We start from the raw sequence: 21,630 nt of genomic DNA on the forward strand, positions 1-21,630 counted from the left end.
TTTCGCAAGAATTACTTGCCTGGAATCTGCGCGGCGCCAGTGCCCGCGGGTTGCGCATCCGCAGCAGGAGCCGGGGCCGCTGGCTGACCCGGCTTGGAGTCGGGAATCTGGGCCGCGGCCGGCTGCTGCGCGGGCACGGCTGCCCCCTCCAGCACGCTGCCCGAACTCGGCGCCTCACGCAGGTTGCCGAAGTAGGCCAACCCCAGTGTGCAGGAAAGGAAGATGCCAGCCAGCACGGCCGTGCTGCGGGACAGGAAGTTCGCCCCTCCGGAGGCGCCGAACAGGCTGGCCGAACCGGCGCCACCACCAAAGGCCGCGCCCGCATCGGCACCTTTGCCGTGCTGCATCAGGATCAGGCCGATCATGCCGAGCGCGGAAAGAACCTGCACCGCGAGGAGGATGGTCAACAAAACATTCATTTATTTCTCCGGAATGGTGGGAAACGTGTCCAGGGCTCAACGCGCCGCGGCCACGATCTGCAAAAAGTCCGCGGCCTTGAGCGACGCACCGCCGATCAGACCGCCATCGATGTCGGGCTGCGCCAGCAGGCTCGCCGCATTGGCCGCATTCATGCTGCCGCCGTAGAGGATGTGCACGCGCTCGGGGTGTTGCGTGGCCGCCGAAAGCTGGGCCCGCAGCACGGCGTGCACTTGCTGGGCCATCTCGGGCGTGGCGGTCTTGCCGGTGCCGATGGCCCACACGGGTTCGTAGGCCACCACGATTTCGCTGATGCAGTGGGCCACCGTGTGGATCACCGCCGCCAGCTGCCGCTTGACCACGAGCTCGGTCTGGCCCGCTTCACGCTCGTCCAGGGTTTCACCCACGCACACGATGGGCGTGACGCCGGCCGCCAGCGCGCGCTGCGCCTTCGCCGCCACCAGGGCATCGGTCTCGCCGTGGTACTGGCGGCGCTCGGAGTGGCCGACGATGGCGTAGCGGCAACCGAAGTCCTTGAGCATGGCCACGCTCACCTCGCCGGTGTACGCACCTTGCTCATGGGCCGAAACGTCTTGTGCACCCCAGGCCACGGGGCTGCCCTGCAGCAACGACTGCAGCTGTGCCAGATAGGGAGCGGGGGCGCACAAGGCCATGTCGGCCGCGGGCTCAGAGCCCTGCAGACCGTCGAGCATGGCCTTGACCAAGGCTTCGTTGGCGGCCAGCGAGCCGTTCATCTTCCAGTTGCCAGCGATCAGTTTTTTCATGGGATTCACTCCAGCTTGACGACGCACACCGGTCACGCCCAGGTCAGGACGAGCTTGCCGATGTGGCGGTTGGATTCCATCAGTTCGTGCGCGGCCGCAGCGTCACCGGCGTCAAACACCCGGTAGATCACGGGCTTGATGCGACCACTGGCCAGCAACGGCCAGACGTGTTCACGCAAGGCACTCGCGATCGCCGCCTTGAAGACCACCGGACGCGGACGCAGGGTCGAGCCGGTGATGGTCAGCCGGCGCCGCAGCACCGTGCCAGCGTTGATCTCGGCTTTGACGCCACCCTGCACCGCGATGAAGACCAGCCGGCCATCCTCGGCCAGGCAGTCCAGCTCACGCGCCACGTAGCTGCCGGCCACCATGTCGAGCACCACGTTGACGCCGCGTCCTTCGGTGAAGTCAGCCACGGCGCGCACGAAGTCCTGCGTCTTGTAATTGATGGCGTGGTCGGCCCCCAGCGCCAGACAGGCCGCGCACTTGTCGTCGCTGCCCGCGGTGGCGATCACGCGTGCGCCCAGGGCCTTGGCCATCTGGATGGCGGTCACGCCGATGCCGCTGGTGCCGCCTTGGATCAACAGGGTTTCACCGGCCTGCAAACGGGCGCGATCAAACACATTGCTCCAGACGGTGAAGAAGGTCTCGGGCAAGGAGGCCGCAGCCACATCGTCCAGACCTTCAGGGACCGGCAGGCACTGCGCCACCGGTGCCACGCAGTACTGGGCATAACCGCCGCCCGCCACCAGCGCACAGACGCGGTCGCCGACCCGGAATCCGGCCGCCGCCATGGCCGCGGCGTCGCCCGACTCGATCACGCCCGCCACTTCGAGGCCGGGAATGTCGGACGCACCGGGTGGCACGGGGTAGTTGCCGGTGCGTTGCAGCACGTCGGGCCGGTTGACCCCCGATGCAGCGACGCGGATGAGCAGCTCGCCCTCGCCCGCTTCGGGCATGGGACGATCGCACAGGCGCAGCACCTCGGGCGCGCCAAAGGCGCTGATTTCAACGGCTTTCATGACCAGACGTGCGCGCGACTCACTGTTGCTGTTGCTGTTGCTGCTGGGCCTGCTCGCCGCTGTTGCGGTCGATCAGCGCCTTCATGGACAGCTTGACGCGCCCCTTTTCGTCGGTCTCGAGCACCTTGACCTTGACGATCTGGCCTTCGCTCAGGTAGTCGGTCACTTTTTCCACGCGCTCGTGGGCGATCTGGCTGATGTGCAGCAGGCCGTCCTTGCCGGGCAGCAGGTTGATCAGGGCACCGAAGTCCAGGATCTTGGTGACCGGGCCTTCGTAGACCTTGCCGATTTCGACTTCGGCGGTGATCTGCTCGATGCGGCGCTTGGCTTCGTCGGCCTTGGCGCTGTCGGTCGACGCGATGGTGATGGTGCCGTCTTCGTCGATGTTGATCTGGGTGCCGGTCTCTTCGGTCAGCGCGCGGATCACGGCGCCGCCCTTGCCGATCACGTCACGGATCTTCTCGGGGTTGATCTTCATGGTGAAGAGCTTGGGCGCGAAGTTCGACACTTCGGTCTTGGCTTCGCCCATGGCTTCCTGCATCTTGCCCAGGATGTGCATGCGGGCTTCCTTGGCCTGGGCCAGTGCGACCTGCATGATTTCCTTGGTGATGCCCTGGATCTTGATGTCCATCTGCAGCGCCGAGATGCCGTTGGTGGTGCCAGCGACCTTGAAGTCCATGTCGCCCAGATGATCTTCGTCACCCAGGATGTCGGTCAGCACCGCAAAGCGGTTGCCTTCCTTGATCAGGCCCATGGCGATGCCGGCCACGTGCGCCTTCATGGGCACGCCGGCGTCCATCAGCGCCAGGCAGCCGCCGCAGACCGAAGCCATCGACGAGGAGCCGTTGGACTCGGTGATTTCCGAGACCACACGCATGGTGTAGGGGAAGTCTTCCTTGCTCGGCAGCGCGGCAATCAGCGCGCGCTTGGCCAGGCGGCCGTGGCCAATTTCGCGGCGCTTGGGGGTGCCGAAACGCCCGGCTTCGCCGGTGGCGAAGGGAGGCATGTTGTAGTGCAGCATGAAGCGGTCTTCGAACTCGCCGGCCAGTGCGTCGATGCGCTGGGCGTCGCGGTCGGTGCCGAGCGTGGCCACCACCAGCGCCTGGGTTTCACCGCGGGTGAACAGGGCCGAGCCGTGGGTGCGGGGCAGCACGCCGTTGCGGATTTCGATGGCGCGCACGGTGCGCGTGTCGCGGCCGTCGATGCGGGGCTCGCCGGCCAGGATCTGGCCACGCACGATCTTGGCTTCGATCTCGAACAGCAGGGCTTCGATGGCCACGCTGTCGAAGGCCACGCCCTCTTCTTTCAGGGCCGCCATCACGTCGGCGTAGGCGGCGCGGCAGGCCTGGGTGCGGGCCTGCTTGTTGCGGATCTGGTAAGCGGTTTCGAGCTTGGCTTTGGCCAGGGCATCGATCTTGGCGATCAGCGCCTCGTCCTTGGCCGGCGGCTGCCAGTCCCAGGCCGGCTTGCCGGCGTCGCGCACCAGTTCGTTGATGGCGGCGATGGCGATGTTGCCCTGCTCGTGGCCGAACACCACGGCGCCGAGCATGATTTCTTCGCTCAGCTGCTGGGCTTCGGATTCCACCATCAGCACGGCGGCCTGCGTGCCGGCGACCACGAGGTCGAGCTGGCTGTCTTTCAACTGGGTCTGGCCCGGGTTGAGCACGTACTCGCCGTTGACGTAGCCCACGCGAGCGGCACCGATGGGGCCATTGAACGGAATGCCACTGACGGCCAGCGCGGCGCTGGTGGCGATCATGGCGGCGATGTCGGCCTGCACTTCGGGGTTCAGGCTGACCACGTGCACGATGACCTGGACTTCGTTGTAGAAGCCTTCGGGGAACAGCGGACGGATCGGGCGGTCGATCAGGCGGCAGGTCAGCGTTTCGAGTTCGCTGGGGCGGCCTTCGCGCTTGAAGAAGCTGCCGGGGATCTTGCCGGCCGCGTACGATTTTTCGGTGTAGTCCACCGTCAGGGGGAAGAAGTCCTGACCGGCCTTGGCTTCGGTCTTGGCGACCACGGTGGCGAGCACCACGGTGTCATCGATGTTGACCAGCACGGCGCCGGTGGCCTGGCGGGCGATTTCGCCGGTTTCCATGGTGACCGTGTGCGGGCCCCACTGGAAGGTCTTGGTGACTTTGTTGAAAAGGCTCATGGAGTTTCTCCTTTGCGTGGCCACCCGTTGAAAGTTGGGTGGCAAACCGTGCAGATGTACTGCACACAACCCGGAAAAACAACCCAGAACACGATGCCATTCCAGAGAGTCTGGTCACCCGCCTCACGGCGACCAATCCCTTTGGAATGACACAGCTTCGCTCTGTTGCGGCTTTTCCGGAATCAAAAAACGGCATGCACAAACAAAAATCGCCCGAGCCAGCGAACCAACTCAGGCGTTTTGCGTGTCATGCCGGGTCCAAAATTACTTGCGCAGACCCAGTTTCGCGATCAGGGCGACGTAACGGTCGGCGTCCTTGGACTTCAGGTAGTCGAGCAGCTTGCGGCGGCGGCTCACCATGCGCAGCAGGCCACGGCGACCGTGGTGGTCCTTGGCATGGGTCTTGAAGTGGGGGGTCAGCTCGTTGATGCGGGCGGTCAGAATGGCGACCTGCACTTCGGGGCTGCCGGTGTCGTTGGCAGCGCGGGCGTTGTCGGCAACAACAGCTGCCTTGATGGATTTTTCGATCATGTCGGATTCCTGGGGGTTACATGCGTCCCGCCGCAGCCTGCCGGCCTCTGAACGAAGGGTTCAGACCCGACCGCCGCAACGGGCGTGAATCGCCATCCAGAAGATGGCAACCGCGAATTATAGCCTACCGCACCTTCCCCGGCAGGGCCATGGCCATGGGCCCGTGTCTGCGGGAGCACCGCCCGGGAACCGTCGTCGAATGGCCGCCCTCAGGCGCGGGTGAGCCACTTCGCCAAGCGCTGCACGCCCTCTTCCAGGCGCCACGGGTCGCGGCTGGCGAAGCACCAGCGCAACCAGCCGGCCGCTTCGGGGCCGAAGGCGCTGCCGGGTGCCAGCCCCAGGCCGGCTTCGCGCACCAGGCGCTTGGCGGTGTCCAGGCAGTCGTCGTGCCCCGCCAGGTGGAAAAAGGCGTACATGCCGCCCCGAGGCTCGGCCAGGGTGACGCCGGGCACGGCCTGCAGCAGCGGCACCAGGGTGTCGCGGCAGTGCTTCAGGTGTGCCACCAGCGCGGGTGTCACGTCCTGGTGGCGTTCGATGGCCACCACGGCCGCGCGCTGGGTGAAGACCGGGGCGCACGAGGTGTTGAACTCGATCAGCTTGCCCACGGCGTGGGTCAGCGACTTGGGCAGCACCAGCCAGCCCAGACGCCAGCCGGTCATGAGGAAGCTCTTGGAAAAACTGTGGGCGACGATGAGCCGGTCTTTGGGTTCGGACACATCGAGAAAGCTCGGCGCCGAAACGGTTCCCCCCTGCGCGGCTGCGCCGCTTCCCCCAGAGGACACCTCCGGCCTGGGGCGGCCCGGCGCCAGAACGTTGCCCGAGTCGCCAGCGAAATACAGGCGCTCGTACACCTCGTCGGCCAGGATCCAGGTGCCGGTGCGGCGGCAGTGCGCGAGGATGGCGGACTGCTCGTCGCGGGTGAGCGTCCAGCCGGTGGGGTTGTTGGGGGCGTTGACGATCAGCAGCCGCGTGGCCGGGGTGATGGCGGCGAGCAGGGCGTCCATGTCCAGCGTCCAGGCACCGGCGCGTTCGCCCTGCGCGATCACCTTGAGCGGCACCGTCTTCACCGTGGCGCCCATGATCTGCGGCTGCGCCACGAGGTTGGGCCAGGCCGGCGTGACCACCACCACCTCGTCGCCCGCCTCCACCAGTGCCTGCGAAGCCAGCATCAGCCCATTGACGCCGCCCGAGGTGACGGCGACGCGGTCGAACCATTGGTCGGTGCTTTGCTGGGGATGCAGGCCATGGGTGTAACCGGCAATGGCGTGACGCAGCTCGGGCAGGCCGAGGTTGTGAGCGTAGAAGGTTTCGCCCGCCTGCAGCGAGGCGATGGCGGCCTCCCGGATGAAGGCCGGCGTGACCTCGTCGCTCTCGCCAAACCAGAACTTGAGCACACCCTCGCGACCCAGGCCTTCGTTGGCCACCTCGCGAATGCGCGATTCTTCAAGACTCTCCACCACGGCTCGCATCGGGTATTTCCTTTTTCATATCGGTTGATCCACCGCGCCGGAGCGTGACCCGCGCCGCATGAAACGGTCCAGCCCAGGGCACCGCCGGTCCGGCTTTGCCGGACGGCCAGTGCCGCCCCCTGGGGGTTCGCGCGAAGCGCGGCGGGGGGGGCCTCTACCGGACCATGTTACAGCTGTGGGGCTGCTCGGCTTGCTGGGGCATCAGGTTGCGCACCACACGGAAGCCGTAGCCCGAACCTTCGACGTCGAATTTCACGCCCGGGGCGCCCTGGCGGTCCATCACCGCCACCGCCAGCGGCTGCTGGAACTGGTGATCGGCGGCGCGCATGTGGGCGCTCTGGCCGGCGAGTTTGACCTCGGCCTTTTCCAGCTGCGCCGCCACGGCGGCCGCGTTGACCGAGCCCGCGCGTTCGATGGCCTGCGCCAGCGACTCGATCATGAGCTGCATGCGCATGTGCACATAGTCGTCGGCCGGGTTGGGAAAGCGCTGGCGGAACGACTGGTAGAACGCTTCGGATTCTTTCGTCGGAACGTTGGGGAACCAGTCCGCCACTGCGACCACCTTGCCGATGCCGGCGTCGCCGATGGCCGCGGGCGCGCCCATGGCGTTGCCGTAGAAGGTGTAGAACGAGCCATCGAAACCGGCCTCGCGGGCCGCCTTGACCAGCAGCGTCAGGTCGTTGCCCCAGTTGCCGGTCAGCACGGCCTGCGCGCCACTGGCCTTGATCTTGGCCGCATAGGGCGCGAAGTCCTTCACGCGCGCCATCGGGTGCAGCTCGTCGCCCACGATCTTCACGTCCGGGCGTTTGGCGGCCAGCTGGCTGCGGGCTTCGCGCAGCACCGCCTGGCCAAAGCTGTAGTCCTGGCCGATCAGGTAGATGTTCTTCAGGTCCTTGTCATCGCGCAGCACGCTCATGAGCGCGCTCATGCGCATGTCGGCGTGGGCGTCGAAGCGGAAGTGCCAGTAGCTGCACTTCTGATTGGTCAGCACCGGGTCCACCGCCGAGTAGTTCAGGAACAGCACCTGCTTTGTGGTGTCGCGTTCGTTGTGCTTGTTGATGGCGTCGATCAGGCCGGCGGCCGCGGCCGAAGAGTTGCCCTGGGTCACGATGGTGATGTCGCCGTCGATCGCCGAGCGCAGGGCCGACAGCGCCTCTTCGGTCTGGCCCTTGCTGTCGAAACGCTCGATGACGAGCGGGCGGTTGCCGCCGGGCAGTTTCACGCCGCCGCGGGCGTTGACGCGCTCGGTGGCCCACACCAGGTTGCGGTACACCGCTTCACCGGTGTTGGCGAACGGGCCCGAGAGGCCTTCGATCATGCCGATGCGCACGGGAGCGGCGCTGGCGGCGGGTGCGGCCGGGCTCTGGGCCCAGGCGCTCGTGACGCTGGCGGCGCCCAACAGCAGGGCCGCCAGGGCGCGGCGGCGCGGAAAATTCGGTCGGTTCATGGAATGCACTCCGTGGTTCAAAACCCGCCGGCAGGGCACCGGCGGCGTCAGGCCTGTCACCAAGGCGACAGGCCTGCGCAGTCTAATTCATAATTACAGAGACTACCCCACCCGGGTATTTCGGGCATTTTTCAGAGGGCGGTGATGGCGAGTTCCGACAGCGGCCAGCGGGGCCGGACGTCGAAGCGGTAGGCCGCAGCGCCGCCACCCGGCGCCAGCAGCCCGGCCTGCACACGCAGGCCGGCGGCCAGCGCGATCATGGCGCCGTTGTCGGTGCACAGGTGCAGCTCCGGGTAGTGCACGCGCACGTTCTGGCGCTGGCAGGTGGCGTTGAGCTGCTCGCGCAGCAGCGCGTTGGCGCCCACCCCACCGGCCACCACCAGACGGCGCAGGCCGGTGGATCCGATCGCCGAGAGCGACTTCTTCACCAGCACGTCCACGATGGCGGCCTGCACGCTGGCGGCCACGTCGGCCTTTTGCGCCACGTCGAGTGCCTGCGCCAGCTGCGGCGTGGCCGGCCCCTCGGGCCGCGCGTGGGCCAGCCGCTTCACCTGGGTCAGCACCGCCGTTTTCAGGCCCGCGAACGAAAAGTCCAGGTCGCCGCTGTGCAGCAGGGGGCGCGGGAACTTGTAGGCCAGCGGGTTGCCCTCCAGGGCCAGCCGGGCCAGCGCCGGCCCGCCCGGGTAACCCAGCCCCAGCAGCTTGGCCGATTTGTCAAAAGCCTCGCCCGCGGCGTCGTCAATGGTTTCGCCCAGCAGCTCGTAGCGGCCCACGCCGTCCACCCGCATCAGCTGGGTGTGGCCGCCAGACACCAGCAGGGCCACGAACGGGAACCGCGGTGGATCGGCGCTGAGAAACGGCGACAGCAGATGGCCTTCGAGGTGGTGCACGCCCATCACCGGCTTGCCCAGCGCCATGCCCATGGCACACGCCACGCCCGAGCCCACCAGCAAGGCGCCGGCCAGACCCGGCCCGCGGGTGTAGGCCACCGCGTCCACCGCCGACAGCGGCAGGCCGGCCTGCGCCAGCACCTCGTCGGTGAGCGGCAGCACGCGGCGGATGTGGTCGCGGCTGGCGAGTTCGGGCACCACGCCGCCATAGGCCTGGTGCATCTCGATCTGGCTGTGCAGCGCGTGGCCGAGCAGGCGCGGTGTGTCGTGGCCGCTGGCGTCGACCAGGGCCACGCCGGTTTCGTCGCAGGACGATTCGATTCCCAAAATCAGCATGGCGGAAGTGTACGGGGCGGGCTCCGAGGCGGGCCGTTCAGGGGCGCGGCAACAGGCTGGCCAGCAGCACCAGCGCGATCACCACCGCCAGCCAGCCCAGCACCGCGCGCCGCCACAGGGCGGGCGCGTGGCGCAGCTCCATGTAGTCGAGCGCGATCAGCGCACCCTTGAGCACGGCCAGCGCCAGCACCGCCAGCGTGGCGGCCTGCCCGAGATGGCCCTGCGTCAGGGCGGCGCCCTCCCCCAGCCACCAGCTCAGGCCGGTGGCCAGCACGAGCACGAGGGCGATGAAGTCGACGCGGGTGGGTTTCATCTTTGCGGCCATCAACGGATCACGTACACCAGCGGAAACAGCACCATCCACAGCAGGTCCACCATGTGCCAGAACACAGCGCCCGAGGCCGGCGCCACGTGGTTGGCCGGGCCGTACACGCCCGAGCGCGCGTTCCACCACAGCAGCGCGAAGATCACGGCGCCCACCACCACGTGCAGGAAATGAAAGCCGGTCAGCAGGGTGTACAGCACGGTGAAACTGTCCGTGGCCCAGTCGAACCCGGCGCCCAGCTTGCCGGCGAACTCGTGGCCCTTGACGACCAGAAACCCCAGCGCGCCGCCCAGGGCCACCAGCAGCCAGCGCGCACCGGCCACACGGTGGTCTCGCTGGAACGCACCCACGGCCCGCACCGCGGCCCAGCTCGCCGCCACCAGCAAGACCGTGTTGAGCGCCCCGGTGGACAGGTCCAAGCCCGCCTGCCCCTGCGCGAACACCACCGGCTCACGCCAGCGCGCCATGGCGAACGAGACGAACAGCAGGCCAAAGGCCAGCAACTCGGCCAGCACCAGCAGCCAGACCATGCCGTCACCGGCCAGGCGGGGTTCATCCAATCTCAGGGATGGCGCAGCCGACCCCGTCAGCGGACACGCTTCCGAAGCGCGTGCCCCGCCCAGGGCAGCCGTGGAACCGGCTTCGCCGGGCCACAGGCTGCTTCCCCCTCCCGCAGGAGAGGGGGAAGCCGCGCAGCGGCGCAGGGGGTGCTTCCTCCCGTTCAATGCGACGTGCCTTCCGAGCGCGTGATCTTGTTCCATACGTTGTACTTGCCCACCGGCTTGCTCATGGGCAGGCGCTTGATTTCCTTGAACGTCGCCGCGTCGTAGACGATGAGCGCGCCGTCCATCTCCCACACGCTGGCCAGCGCGTACTTGCCGTCTTTCGTGAACTCGATGTGGGCCAGTGTGTTGCCGGGCTCCTTCACGGTGGCCACGGGTTGCAGCGTGGTCTTGTCGATGATGGTCATGGTGTCCTTGGCGGTCGGGCTCATCATCGAATCGGTCCAGGCGAAGCGGCTGTTTTCGTGGCTGCGCATGAAGAAGCCGGGGCCGGGCGTGGGGATGGTGGCGACCGGTTTCCAGGTCTTCATGTCGATCACGTCGATGGCGCCACCCTTGAGGTTGGGACTCGCCAGCACCGTGCTGCCGTTCCAGGCGAAGGTGATGCCCGAGCCCAGGTGGGGCATGCCGGCGATGGGGAGGTCGGCGATCTTGCGGCGCGCGTCGAGGTTGACGATCTGCGCGGTGGCGGCGCCATCGCCGGCTTTCGGCCGCGTGGCGCCCAGCGCGTGGCGGTAGCTCTGGTCGAAGAAGAAGTCGTCCAGCGGTTCGTCCAGCGGGGTGCGGCGCACGCCCAGGAAGCCCGGCTTGGCAATGCCCTCGCCCATCTTGTAGTCGTGCACGTAGCCGTCGTAGATCGGCGCGGCCTTGGGGTCGTAGGAAATTTCCCAGAGTTCTGGGATGTCCTTCAACGCGACCACGAAGCTGTTGCGCGGCGTGGCGTCGTACACGGCCGAGACGCGCGAGGTCTGCTTGCCGTCCAGCGTGGCCGCCGCGTAGGTCTTCTGCAGGTTCAGGTCGGCGTCGAACAGCGCCACGCTGTGCGGCAGGTAGTTGGCGGCCATGACCCACTTCCCGTCGCCGCTCACCGCGACGTTGCGCATGTTGAGCCCCGCGCGCACCTCGGCCACCACGCGCAGGCGCCAGAGGTCGTATTTGGTGATCCAGCCGTCGCGCGAACCGAAGAACACGTAGCGGCCGTCGGGCGTGAATTTGGGGCCGCCGTGCAACGCGAAGCGGCTGGGGAAGCGGGTGATGACCTCGAACCTGTCGCCGTCGAGCAGGCTGATGTGGTGGTCACCGCCCTCCACCACCACGAACAGGTTCATGGGGTCGGCGCTCCACAGCGGCTTCGCTGGCTCGCCCGCAGGCGCGGGGTTGAAGCTGCGCGAGGCGCGGATGTCCGCCTCGGCCCACACGGGCGCGGGCGACACCGGGGTGCGAATGTGCGCGGCGAGCGCGGCGATGTCGGCGGCACTCAGTTGGTCGGCAAAGCCCGGCATCTGCGTGGCAGCGCGGCCCTGCGTGATGACTTTCAGCGCTTCGGCCGGGCGCAGGCGCTCCAGGCTTTCGGGCAACAGCGCCGGGCCCATGGCGCCGGTGCGCTGCTCGCCGTGGCAGGTGGCGCAGTGCTGGGTGTAAAGCGCGGCGGGGTTGGGCACCGTCTGCGCGCCGGCGATGTCCAGGCCCATCCAGAACAGGCCCAGCACCAGCGTGGCGCGGGCGAGGTTGGCCAAGGCCTCGCGCGATGAGCGCTTCGGGGTATCAGGCATGGTTGGCCCCCTGATGCAGGATGTGCACTTTGCGGAACGGCGTGAGCGCGAGGCGGCCCACGTCGCTGCCGGCCATGGCGCCGATCTCTTCGTCGGTGAGGTAACAGCCCGGGTCTTCGGCCCAGGGGTTGCCGGTGAGCTGCTGGGCGCGCGTGCGGGTGTTGCCGCCGCAGAGGGCGAAGTGCTGGCAGGTCGCGCAGCGGCCTTGCACCGGGCGGGGAAACGCCTTCAGGCCCGCCATCAGCGGTTCGCTGGTGTCGCTCCATATCTGCGAGAACGGGCGCTGGCGCACGTCGCCGATGGTGTGGTGCCACCACATGGTGTCGGGGTGCACATGGCCAAGGTTGTCGATGTTGGCCACGTTGACGCCGCTGCTGTTGCCACCCCAGGCCACCAGGCGTTCGCGCAGCGCGTCGGCCCAACGCGGGTAGCGGGCCTGCACCCACTGCAGCAGGTAGGGGCCGTCGGCGTCGTTGTTGCCGGTCACGTACTCCTCGTCCAGACACCGACAGGCGGCGTCCCAGGCGCGCTCGAAGAGCCGATCCAGCGCCTCGCGCGTGGCGAGGTGCTGCGCATCCTGGCCGCGGTGGATGTTGCCGCGGCCGGCGTAGTTGAGGTGTGAGAAGTAGAACTTGTCCACCCGCTCGCTGCGCATCAGGTCCAGCAAGGGCGCGAAGTCGTGCGCGTTGAGCGCGGTCATGGTGTAGCGCAGGCCCACCTTCACGCCGCGCGCGCGCAGCAGGCGCACGGCGGCGAGGCTGCGGTCGAAGGCGCCGTCGAGTCGGCGGAACTTGTCGTGCGTTTCGCGCAGGCCGTCCAGGCTGATGCCCACGTAGTCGAAGCCCGTCGCGGCGATGCGGTCGGCCATGGGGGCGTCGATCAGCGTGCCGTTGGTGGACAGGCCGGTGTAGAAGCCCATGGCGCGCGAGCGGTTGGCGATGTCGAAGATGTCGGGCCGCATCAGCGGCTCGCCACCGGAGAGGATGAGCACCGGCACGCGAAAGGCCTTGAGGTCGTCCATCACGGTCACGACTTCGTTCCAGCTCAGCTCACCGGCGTATTCGTGGTCGGCGGAGAGCGCGTAGCAGTGCTTGCAGGTGAGGTTGCAACGGCGGATGAGGTTCCAAATGACCACTGGCCCCACCCCCGCCGGGCTTCGCCCGACCCCCTCAAGGGGGCGGCGCTGGCCGTCTGGCGAAGCCAGCCCGGCGGCGCCCTGGGCAGTGCTGCCTTTCGCGTCGGATGTGTTTCTCCCGGGTTGCTGCCGCACGCGCGGCGCGGGCTTCGGGTAGCGGCCGGTGTGTTCGGCTTCGGCGATCTCGCGCATGTACTGGCTGATGCGAAACATGGTGAGGCTTTCGTTTCAGGAGTCGGTCAACCGCAGGCCTGTCTTTTTCAGGATCGCGGTCGAATAAAGGATGTCGCGCGCACGGCAGGCATCGCCCAGCAGGGCGGCGATCTCTTGCGCCTGCTGTTCCACCTCGTCGCGCGAGCGGCCGTGCAGCATGGCGAACAGGTTGTAGGGCCAGACCGGAAGACGGCGCGGGCGGCGGTAGCAGTGGCTCACGCCGGGCAGCAGACCGATGCGTTCGCCGAGGGCATCGACCACGTCGTCGGCCACGTCCCACACGCTCATGCCGTTGGCGGTGAAACCCAGGCGGTAGTGGTTGGGCACGGCGCCGATGCGGCGGATCAGGCCAGCTTCCAGCATGGCCTGCAGGCGCTCGCGCACCTGCTCGCCGCTGATGCCCAGCGTGGCACCAATCGCTTCGTAGGGCCGCGGCACCAGCGGCAGGCCGGACTGCGTGGCGCGGATCAGGCGGCGGTCGAGTTCATCGAGGGCCATGCGCGCCTCCCGCCAGCAAGGGCAGTTTGAGTTCCACAAAGAACTCGCGCTCCTTGGGGAAGGCATACACAGGCAGCGCGGTCGCTGTTTCGATCTCCGCGATCACCCGCTCGATGCCATCCGCCGCCTCGACCGCCAGCACGAACCACATGTTGAGCGGCGTGGCGCCGGGCTGGCCTGGGTGGGCCGATTCGCGGCGGTAGTTGTGCGCCAACTCGGCCATGCCGTCCAGTTGCTTCGTCACGGCATCGAAGCGCTCTTCGGGCACGGCCATGGCGGCCAGCACGAAGCGGCCACCGGCGCGTTCGATCTGGAACAGCGGGCCGAAGCGGGTCAGGTCGCCCTGCGACAGCAGGCGCTGCAGGCGCTGAATCACTTCGTCTTCGCTGCTGCCGAGCTCGGCGGCCACGTCGGCAAAGGGCCGGTCGCTGAGCGGGAAACCGCCGTGCAGGAAGCCGACCAGGCGGGCGTCATCCTGCGACAGCATGGGGCACCTCCTGTGGGGCCAACGGCAGGGCGCGAAAGCGGTGCGCGCCGGTCTGCTTGAAACGGCGCGTTGAAAACAGCACAGCGTGCCGGTGACCGGCCAGCCCCGCGGCGGGCACCACGCGGTCGATCACGCGCTGCACCACGGCGCGATCGGTGCCGTGCACCATGCCGTACAGGTTGTAGGGCCACTGCGGCGCGCGCTCGCGCCGGTAGGCCAGGGTCACGCCGGGCTGGCGCGCCAGCGCCTCGCCGCAGGCGTCCACCAGCGCGTCGGGCACGTCGAACACGGTCATGGCGTTGGCCGCGAAACCCAGCTCGTGGTGCCGCACCACGACGCCGAAGCGCTTGAGGGTGCCGGCGTCCAGCCAGTGCTGCAGCGTGTAGAGCACGTCCACCACGGAACGGCCGGTGGCTTCGGCCCAGGCGTCGAACGGGCGGTCGGTGATGGGCAGGCCCGCTTCCACCCGCGCGGCCAGCGCTTGGTCGGCCGCCGCGATGGGCTCGGCGTGGGCCACGCGCTGCACCCGCATGGGCATCAAGGCGGTGGTGTGGCGCAGATCGAAGCCAAGGTCGATGCGGTAGGCGCGCTGCATGCGCAGGCGCAGCGCGGGCAGGCCGGTGGCGCGCTCCAGCGACAACATGGCCGCTTCCACGGCGGCAGCGTCGCGCCCGGTCATGACGAACCAGAGGTTGAACGCATGCTCGCGCGCGTAGTTGTGGTTCACGCCCGGGTGGGCCGACACGGTGGCCGCGACCTCGTGCAACCGGTCGTGGGGCACCGCCATCGCCGCCAGCAGGGCCGCGCCGCCGGCTCCGGGCGCGAACACGCCGCCGATGCGGCTGATGGCGCCCGCGCACTGCAAGCGCTCGCAGGCCGCGAGCACGTCCGCCTCGCGCAGGTCCAGCGCCTGGGCCATGTGCGCAAACGGATCGCGCACCAGCGGGAAGCCGTGTTGCCAGGGGTTGAGCAGAGCGAGGTCACCCGCGTTCACTGGACTACCCTCCGTGCTGCGCACTGCGGGGCTGAGCGCCTTCGGAACGGCCGGGCGGCGCTCATGGATCTAGAACCCCACCCGCGCGGCGCGCGCGGTGAAGAAGATGCCGCTGGGCGCGGGCACGTCGAGCCGGGCGCGGGTGGCGAAGCTCTGTGTGTCGATGACGCTCACGCGGTTGTCGTCGCGGCTGCTGATCCACACCGCTTCACCGCGCGGTGTGAACTCCATGTGCAGCACCGCCTTGCCGGGCTCCAGCGTCCGCACGATCTGCTGGCTCTGGGTGTCGATGACCTGAACGCGGTGGTAGTCGGGCACGGCGAAATTCACCCACACCTGGCGCCCGTCGGGCCGCGCCATCACGAACACCGGTTGACCGGCCACGGGTATGCGGCCCACCTCGGCCCAGGTCTCGGTGTCCACCACCAGCACCTCGTGGCGACCGATGGCGGGCAGGTAGGCGCGGCGCCCGGCCACGGCCCAGCCGCGCAGGTGCGGCATCTTGTAGACCGGCAGCGGCTCCTGGCCCTTGCCGTAGCCGCCGAGGATGCGCCGGACCTTGGGCTGACAAGGAAACGCCGGGCCGCCCCAAGTTTCCTTGCCCCCCTCGGGGGGCGGGCTGGGCGCAGCCCTGACCTGGGGGCAATCTTCTGCCCACAGGTCCAACTGGGCCAGCCCGTCTTCGCCGAACAGGCCGGCGATGTAGTGGCGGCCGTTGGGCGTGACCAGCGCGTCGTAGGGCTGGCGGCCGATGTTGTCGAACTTCAGTGTCTTGGGATGGCGCGGGTCCGAACAGTCGGTGACCCAGATCGCGTGGGCGTCGAACAGGCTGTAGGCGAAACGGCGGCCGGGCAGATCGACCAGCCCCACGACCCGCGACAGCTTGCCCGGTTCGTACTCGGCCGGGATGTGTGCCAGCAGCTCCAGCGTGCGCGCGTCGAACACCTTCACGCCACCGGGCGTGTAGTTCTGTGCCGCCACCAGCGTGCCGTCGGCGCTGATCGCGCCCCCGATGGAATTGCCCGCCTGCATGACGCGGCGGGTGATGCGCCGCTCCAGCAGGTGGACCTGCGTGAGGCCGCCGTCACGCCCGAACACATAGGCGAACAGGCCGTCGCGCGAGAACACCACCGAGGCGTGCGACAGGTCGCCCAGGCCGGGCACCTCGCCGATCAGCGCCTGCGCCGTGGTGTCCACCAGGTAGAGCGTGCCGTTGGCGCGGCCGATGACCACGCCGAGGTCGCCGGTGCCACGCAAGACGGGCGTGGCGCAACCCGCCAGACCGCCGAGCGCTGCGAAAGAAGACAGGGTGGCCGCAGCGGCCAACCATTCACGGCGCTTCATGGTGTTGTCACCGCTTCTTCAGGAAAGCCCTGGAGCAGGCGTTGTGCGATCCAGCGCGCCTCGGGCTCGCTGAGCATCGCCCGCCAGGGCGGCATGGGGGTACCCGGCCGGCCGTGAAAGATCACGGCCGCCAGGCTGTCCAGAGGAACATCGGCCAAGGCCTCGCGCGTCAGCGCCGGTCCCAGACCACCGGTCAGGCGCATGCCGTGGCACGAGCCGCAGTCCTGCCGCACCATGCGCACCAGCTCGCGCGAACGCGATGCATCGGGTGTGGTCTGTGCCAGGGCCAGCACAGGCCCCAGCAGCAGTGCGGACAGGACAACGGCGAAGCGCACGGTCATGCCTTCCGCATCAGGACTTCAGGATCACCGCGATGGCGTCCTTCAGGTCGCCATCGCCGATCTTGTCCGCCCCGTTGGGCGACATGGGAATCGGACCAAACACCCCCGAGCCGCCCTTGCGGACCTTCTCGAACAGCTTGGCCGCCACGTCCTGCCCCTTGTACTTGGCCGCAATGTCCTTGAACGCAGGACCGACCAGCTTCTTGTCCTTGGCATGGCAGGCCATGCAGCCGGACTTGGTCAGAGCCGCCTCGCCGTCAGCAAAAGCAGCGCCGGACGTCAGCGCGAACGCCGCAATCACAGCAGCAGAAAGAAGAGATTTCATGGAATTCTCCAGATGAAAGAGGAAACAACCCAACAACGAAGTGACTTCACCCAGGGGCCCCGTGGAACCGGCTTTGCCGGGCCACCAGGGCCTTCCCCCCTCCGGGGGGAAGCCGCGTCAGCGGCGCAGGGGGGAGTCAATACACGTCGTGCTGGGTGTTATGCACGTTGAAGTGCCCCGTCGGCGTGATCAGGCGCGGGTCCTTGATCACGGCCTTGAGCTTGAGCGTCTTGTCGTCGACGATGACCAGCGCGCTCTCCTTGTTCTTGGCGCTCCACACCGAGAACCACACCTCGTCGCCCGCCTTGTTGAACTCGGGTTGCACGACGCGCTTGGCGCCGTCGTCCTTGATGCCCGCCCACTCGGCGATCGGCAGCACGACAAAACCCTTCTCCAGGTTGTTGATGTCGTACACCGCGACCGATTGCGAGAGCTTCGGATCGGGGTTCAGCGGCGTGTCCGAATACAGGTGCTGGCTCTTCGGGTGGCTCTTGATGAACAGCGCACCGCCGCCCTGGCCGGCGAGCGTCTGCACCACCTTCCAGGCGTTCTTCGGGTGCTTGACCGGGTCGGTGCCGATGAGCGAGATGGTCTCGTCGCCCAGGTGGCCGGTGGACCACACGGGGCCGAACTTCGGGTGCACGAAGTTCGCACCACGGCCGGGGTGCGGGATCTTGCCCACGTCGATCAGCTGGGTGAGCTTGCCTTCTTTCAGGTCGACCGCCGCGATCTTGTTGCTGTTGTTGGCCGCCACCATGAAGTAGCGCTTGGTGGAGTCCAGGCCGCCGTCGTGCAGGAAGCGCGCGGTGCCGATGGTGGTGACCTTGAGCGCGTCGATGTTCGAGTAATCCACCAGCAGGGTCTGCCCGGTTTCCTTCACGTTCACGACGAACTCGGGCTTGTAATGGCTGCCGACGATGGAGGCCACGCGCGGTTCGGGGTGGTATTCCTGTTTGTCGACCGTCATGCCACGGGTGGCCACGATCTTCAGCGGCTCCAGCGTGTCGCCGTTCATGATCACGAACTGGGGCGGCCAGTACGAACCGGCGATGGCGTACTTGTCTTCAAAGCCCTTGTACTTGCTGGTTTCCACCGAGCGCGCTTCCAGGCCGGTGCGGATCTCGGCCACGTTGTCGGGCAGCTCCATCCACAGGTCGATCATGTTGATCTTGGCGTCGCGCCCGATCACGAACAAATAGCGGCCCGAGGCCGACAGGCGCGAGATGTGCACCGCGTAGCCGGTCTTGACGATGTTGATGATCTTCTTGGTGTCGCCGTCGATCAGCGCCACTTCACCCGTGTCCCGCAGCGTGGTGCTGAAGATGTTGGTGATGTTGAAGTTGTTCATCTTCTTGGTCGGCCGCTTCTCCGGCGGCACGATCACCTTCCAGGTCGCCTTCATCTGCTCCATGCCGAACTCGGGCGGGGTTGGCGGCTCGTGCTGGATGTAGCGCGCCATCATGTCCACCTCTTTTTCGCTCATCTCGCCGCTGGTCTGCCAGTTCGGCATGCCGGCGGGCGAGCCGTAGGCGATGAAGACCTTGAGGTAGTCGGTGCCCTTGCCCACCGTGATGTCGGGCGTGAGCGGCTTGCCGGTGGCGCCCTTGCGCAGCACGCCGTGGCAGCCCGCGCAGCGCTCGAAATACACCTTGCGCGCCACATCGAACTCGGCCTGCGTCATCGGCGGCGCCTTGGGGTTCACGCTCTGCACCATGGGCTCGGCGCCCATGGGCGAGCTGCCCGCCTGGTAGTTGGCCTCGGGCTGGCTGACGCCCTTTTTGTCCTGCGCGTGCAGGGCGCCGGCAACCAGCATGGCCGCCATCGCGAGCGAGCTCAGGATGATCTTGGTGGGTTTCATGGGTTTTTTCTCTCCGTCTCGGATCAGCTGTGGATGTGGCCCTCTGCCCTCCAGGGGTGTCAGACCCGCTCGCCTGGCTGCTGTCCATCGCCGGTCAACGAGCTGCATGCATCGTCGGACGGTGTGCGCGCCTTGTCCTTGAACTGGTTCAAGGACTCAGGGTTTACCCCCAAGAACAATGGGTGGCACACACAGAACAAGGAGAGAACCCCATGAGCGTGATGGAACACGGCCACTGGCTGGCCCCGGGCTGGCCCGGGGACGGCGCCGCCGACAACGACCGCCCCCCCGGCCCGGTGACGCTGGTGGGCGCCGGCCCCGGCGACCCCGAGCTGCTCACCCTGAAAGCGGTGAAGGCCCTGCAGGCCGCGAAGCTGGTGCTGTACGACCACCTGGTCAGCCCGGCCGTGCTGGACTTCCTGCCGCCCGACGCCGACCGCGTGTACGTGGGCAAGGAGTCGTCGCACCACACCCTGCCCCAGGCCTCGATCATCGAACTCATGCTGCGGCTCGCGCGCAGCGGGCGCGCGGTGCTGCGCCTCAAGGGCGGCGACGGCTACATCTTCGGCCGCGGTGGCGAAGAGGCCCAGGCGCTGGCCGCGGCCGGCATCCCCTTCACCGTGGTGCCCGGCCTCACCGCCGCGCAGGGCGCCGCCGCCTCGGTGGGCATACCGCTCACCCACCGCGACCACGCCTGCGCGCTCGTGCTGGCCACCGGCCACACCCGCGACGCGCGCGGCCTCGACATGGACTGGCCCATGCTCGCCCGTCCCCGCCAGACCGTGGTGCTTTATATGGGCGTCCACAACCTGCCCGAGATCTGCCGCCAGCTGATCGCCCACGGGCTGCCGGCGCACACCCCGGCCGCGCTGGTGGAAAAAGCCACCCTGCCCGAGGAGCGCTGCATCACCGGCACCCTGGCCAACCTGCCCCAGCTCGCGCTGACCCATGGCGTGAAGCCGCCGGCCCTCATCGTGGTGGGTGGCGTGGTGGGCCTGCGCGCCCAGCTCGCGCCCCAACCCGCCCGCCAGCAGGCGCCCCTGGCCACGGCCTTGGGCTGACAAACCTGGCGCCCGCACCGGGGCGCGAACGGTCCGCACCGCGGTGGGGCACGAATATTGCTGCACCCCGCTTTGCATGACCCCCACCGCCCTGCCCCTGAAATCGGGCCTCAATTTCCTCATCGCCGCCAAGCGCTGCGAGATCGACGCCCTGCGCCAGCTCTCGCTCACCAGCGCGCTGGTGAACGTGACCGGCCGGCTGATCCACGGCCTGCAGCGCGAGCGTGGGCTGTCCAACCTGTTTCTGGGCTCGCAGGGCACCCGCTTCGCCGAGCCGCGCCAGCAGCAGATCGCCGACTGTGAGGCCACCGAAGCCGAGCTGCGCCGCTGCTTCGACAGCCTGGACACCCAGGCCGCGCACCTGGGCCACGGCGCGCGCCTGTTCAGCCGCATCGCCTACGCGCTGCAGGGGCTGGACGCCCTGCCCGCCCTGCGCGAGCGCATCGACACCCAGGCCTGGACGGCGCGCGAATCCACCGAAGCCCTGGTGCGCCTGATCGCCGCCCTGCTGGCGGTGGTGTTCGAAGCCGCCGACAGCGCCAGCGACCCCGCCATCTCGCGCCAGCTGGTGGCCCTGTTCAACTTCATGCAGGGCAAGGAATTCGCCGGCCAGGAGCGCGCCACGGGCTCGGCCCTGTTCGCCAGCGGCCTGGCCAGCGGTGCCGAGCAGCAGCGCCTGCTGCACCTGATCGACTCGCAGGAGCGCTGCCTGCAGGTGTTCAAGGAATTCGCCAGCGACGAGCTGGCCACGCTCTGGGCCAGCGCCGACCGCGACACCGTGTCCGCCCGCGCCGAACTCGAGCGCATGCGCCGCGTGCTGTGCACCGCCCCCCACGGCAGCGCGCTCGACGCCAATCAGAGCCAGCCCTGGTTCGACTGCTGCAGCCTGCGCATGGACCGCATGAAAACGGTGGAAGACCGGCTCGCCGACAGCCTGCAGCGCCTGTGCGAGCACAAGACCCAGGCCGCCCTGGCCGAGTTGCTGGCCTTCCAGAGCCTGCACCCCGCCGCCACCGAGCCGGCCGACGCGCTCTCGTTCTTTCACGACCCGGTGCCCGAGCACGTGAGCGGGCCCGGCCCGGCGCAGGGCTACGGCGCGCAGCTCGACCGCTCCATCCTCGACCTGGTGCAGGACCAGGCGCGCCGCCTGCAGGCCATCAGCGACGAGCTCGACACCGTGCGCGCCAGCCTCAACGAACGCAAGCTGGTGGAGCGCGCCAAGGGTCTGCTGATGGCGCACCGCAACCTGAGCGAGACCGAAGCCCACAAGACCCTGCGCCAGATGGCCATGAACCAGAACCGCCGCCTCATCGACGTGGCCGAAGCGGTGCTGTCCATGGCCGAGGTGCTGCCCGAACGGCGGCGCTGAAACCGGTGCGCACGGCGCTGCCATGCTGCGGCGCACAAAACCCGTGCCCCCGCAGGGCCGATGCACCAAGCTGAAGCCCCCCGCACCGGGTCCCCGCCCATTCCAGCCCCGTTTCGCCGACATCCGGTGACGCCGAGAATCTCTTTTTTCCTTCAATAACAAAGATCTTTCCCTCGAACCGGGGCAGAAACCGAGACCTGGCACGGTCTCTGCTTAGTACTCAGCAACGGGATCTGCGCCAACGGCGGCGCAAACCCCGAAGTCTTCCCAGACACAGGACAACGGCGTCCATT

The 21,630-nt window shown here is 68.1% G+C and carries 21 protein-coding genes; 2 read left to right on the forward strand and 19 right to left on the reverse strand.

Annotation, left to right across the window (positions count from 1 at the left end):
• Positions 1-11: 11 nt before the first annotated feature.
• The 19 genes from secG to KIH07_RS21365 form a co-directional block, all read right to left on the reverse strand.
• On the reverse strand, positions 12-419 hold the full coding sequence (gene secG / locus KIH07_RS21275; protein ID WP_226493868.1) for a preprotein translocase subunit SecG: 408 nt from the start codon (positions 417-419) through the stop codon (positions 12-14).
• Between the two features lie 36 nt (positions 420-455).
• Entirely contained in the window at positions 456-1,202 is a 747-nt protein-coding gene (gene tpiA, locus KIH07_RS21280) for a triose-phosphate isomerase (RefSeq protein WP_226493869.1), read from the reverse strand.
• Positions 1,203-1,234: 32 nt separating this feature from the next.
• Positions 1,235-2,224, reverse strand: coding sequence for an NAD(P)H-quinone oxidoreductase (locus KIH07_RS21285; RefSeq protein WP_226493870.1), 990 nt, complete (start codon positions 2,222-2,224; stop codon positions 1,235-1,237).
• A 19-nt stretch (positions 2,225-2,243) separates the two neighbouring features.
• The gene (pnp, locus tag KIH07_RS21290; protein ID WP_226493871.1) at positions 2,244-4,379 is read right to left on the reverse strand and encodes a polyribonucleotide nucleotidyltransferase; all 2,136 of its coding nucleotides are present in this window, start codon (positions 4,377-4,379) and stop codon (positions 2,244-2,246) included.
• Positions 4,380-4,643: 264 nt separating this feature from the next.
• A complete protein-coding gene (gene rpsO, locus KIH07_RS21295; protein WP_068175401.1) occupies positions 4,644-4,910 on the reverse strand; it encodes a 30S ribosomal protein S15 in 267 nt (88 codons plus the stop codon).
• Between the two features lie 209 nt (positions 4,911-5,119).
• Complete coding sequence (locus KIH07_RS21300) at positions 5,120-6,379, reverse strand: pyridoxal phosphate-dependent aminotransferase (RefSeq protein WP_226493872.1); 1,260 nt, start codon at positions 6,377-6,379, stop codon at positions 5,120-5,122.
• 154 nt (positions 6,380-6,533) lie between these two features.
• Positions 6,534-7,826, reverse strand: a complete 1,293-nt coding sequence (locus KIH07_RS21305; protein ID WP_226493873.1) for a branched-chain amino acid ABC transporter substrate-binding protein — start codon at positions 7,824-7,826, stop codon at positions 6,534-6,536.
• A 131-nt stretch (positions 7,827-7,957) separates the two neighbouring features.
• A complete protein-coding gene (gene tsaD, locus KIH07_RS21310; RefSeq protein ID WP_226493874.1) occupies positions 7,958-9,052 on the reverse strand; it encodes a tRNA (adenosine(37)-N6)-threonylcarbamoyltransferase complex transferase subunit TsaD in 1,095 nt (364 codons plus the stop codon).
• A gap of 37 nt (positions 9,053-9,089) precedes the next feature.
• Positions 9,090-9,365, reverse strand: coding sequence for a cytochrome C oxidase subunit IV family protein (locus tag KIH07_RS21315; protein WP_226493875.1), 276 nt, complete (start codon positions 9,363-9,365; stop codon positions 9,090-9,092).
• Positions 9,366-9,376: 11 nt separating this feature from the next.
• Complete coding sequence (locus KIH07_RS21320) at positions 9,377-9,937, reverse strand: cytochrome c oxidase subunit 3 (RefSeq protein ID WP_226493876.1); 561 nt, start codon at positions 9,935-9,937, stop codon at positions 9,377-9,379.
• 161 nt (positions 9,938-10,098) lie between these two features.
• Positions 10,099-11,712 carry a cytochrome D1 domain-containing protein gene (locus KIH07_RS21325; RefSeq protein WP_413465782.1) on the reverse strand — a complete coding sequence of 538 codons (1,614 nt, stop codon included), beginning with the start codon at positions 11,710-11,712 and terminating at the stop codon, positions 10,099-10,101.
• On the reverse strand, positions 11,705-13,060 hold the full coding sequence (gene nirJ, locus KIH07_RS21330; RefSeq protein WP_226493877.1) for a heme d1 biosynthesis radical SAM protein NirJ: 1,356 nt from the start codon (positions 13,058-13,060) through the stop codon (positions 11,705-11,707). Before nirJ ends, KIH07_RS21325 begins: the two co-directional genes overlap by 8 nt.
• 15 nt (positions 13,061-13,075) lie before the next feature.
• The gene (locus KIH07_RS21335; RefSeq protein ID WP_226493878.1) at positions 13,076-13,558 is read right to left on the reverse strand and encodes an AsnC family transcriptional regulator; all 483 of its coding nucleotides are present in this window, start codon (positions 13,556-13,558) and stop codon (positions 13,076-13,078) included.
• Positions 13,545-14,045 carry an Lrp/AsnC family transcriptional regulator gene (locus tag KIH07_RS21340; RefSeq protein ID WP_226493879.1) on the reverse strand — a complete coding sequence of 167 codons (501 nt, stop codon included), beginning with the start codon at positions 14,043-14,045 and terminating at the stop codon, positions 13,545-13,547. Before KIH07_RS21340 ends, KIH07_RS21335 begins: the two co-directional genes overlap by 14 nt.
• On the reverse strand, positions 14,029-15,039 hold the full coding sequence (locus tag KIH07_RS21345) for an Lrp/AsnC family transcriptional regulator (protein WP_226493880.1): 1,011 nt from the start codon (positions 15,037-15,039) through the stop codon (positions 14,029-14,031). The genes KIH07_RS21340 and KIH07_RS21345 overlap by 17 nt, the downstream gene beginning before the upstream one ends.
• A gap of 69 nt (positions 15,040-15,108) precedes the next feature.
• On the reverse strand, positions 15,109-16,383 hold the full coding sequence (locus KIH07_RS21350; protein WP_226493881.1) for a cytochrome D1 domain-containing protein: 1,275 nt from the start codon (positions 16,381-16,383) through the stop codon (positions 15,109-15,111).
• On the reverse strand, positions 16,380-16,724 hold the full coding sequence (locus KIH07_RS21355; RefSeq protein ID WP_226493882.1) for a c-type cytochrome: 345 nt from the start codon (positions 16,722-16,724) through the stop codon (positions 16,380-16,382). The genes KIH07_RS21350 and KIH07_RS21355 overlap by 4 nt, the downstream gene beginning before the upstream one ends.
• 10 nt (positions 16,725-16,734) lie before the next feature.
• Complete coding sequence (locus KIH07_RS21360) at positions 16,735-17,049, reverse strand: c-type cytochrome (RefSeq protein ID WP_226493883.1); 315 nt, start codon at positions 17,047-17,049, stop codon at positions 16,735-16,737.
• 136 nt (positions 17,050-17,185) lie between these two features.
• Complete coding sequence (locus KIH07_RS21365; RefSeq protein WP_319004858.1) at positions 17,186-18,871, reverse strand: cytochrome D1 domain-containing protein; 1,686 nt, start codon at positions 18,869-18,871, stop codon at positions 17,186-17,188.
• Between the two features lie 248 nt (positions 18,872-19,119).
• Between KIH07_RS21365 and cobA the strand changes: the two genes are divergently transcribed.
• Positions 19,120-19,968 carry a uroporphyrinogen-III C-methyltransferase gene (gene cobA / locus KIH07_RS21370; RefSeq protein ID WP_226493884.1) on the forward strand — a complete coding sequence of 283 codons (849 nt, stop codon included), beginning with the start codon at positions 19,120-19,122 and terminating at the stop codon, positions 19,966-19,968.
• Between the two features lie 97 nt (positions 19,969-20,065).
• The gene (locus KIH07_RS21375; RefSeq protein WP_226494787.1) at positions 20,066-21,337 is read left to right on the forward strand and encodes a nitrate regulatory protein; all 1,272 of its coding nucleotides are present in this window, start codon (positions 20,066-20,068) and stop codon (positions 21,335-21,337) included.
• Positions 21,338-21,630 lie beyond the last annotated feature (293 nt).

This window comes from Hydrogenophaga taeniospiralis (genome assembly GCF_020510445.1).
In the GTDB taxonomy this organism is placed as follows: Bacteria; Pseudomonadota; Gammaproteobacteria; order Burkholderiales; family Burkholderiaceae_C; genus Hydrogenophaga.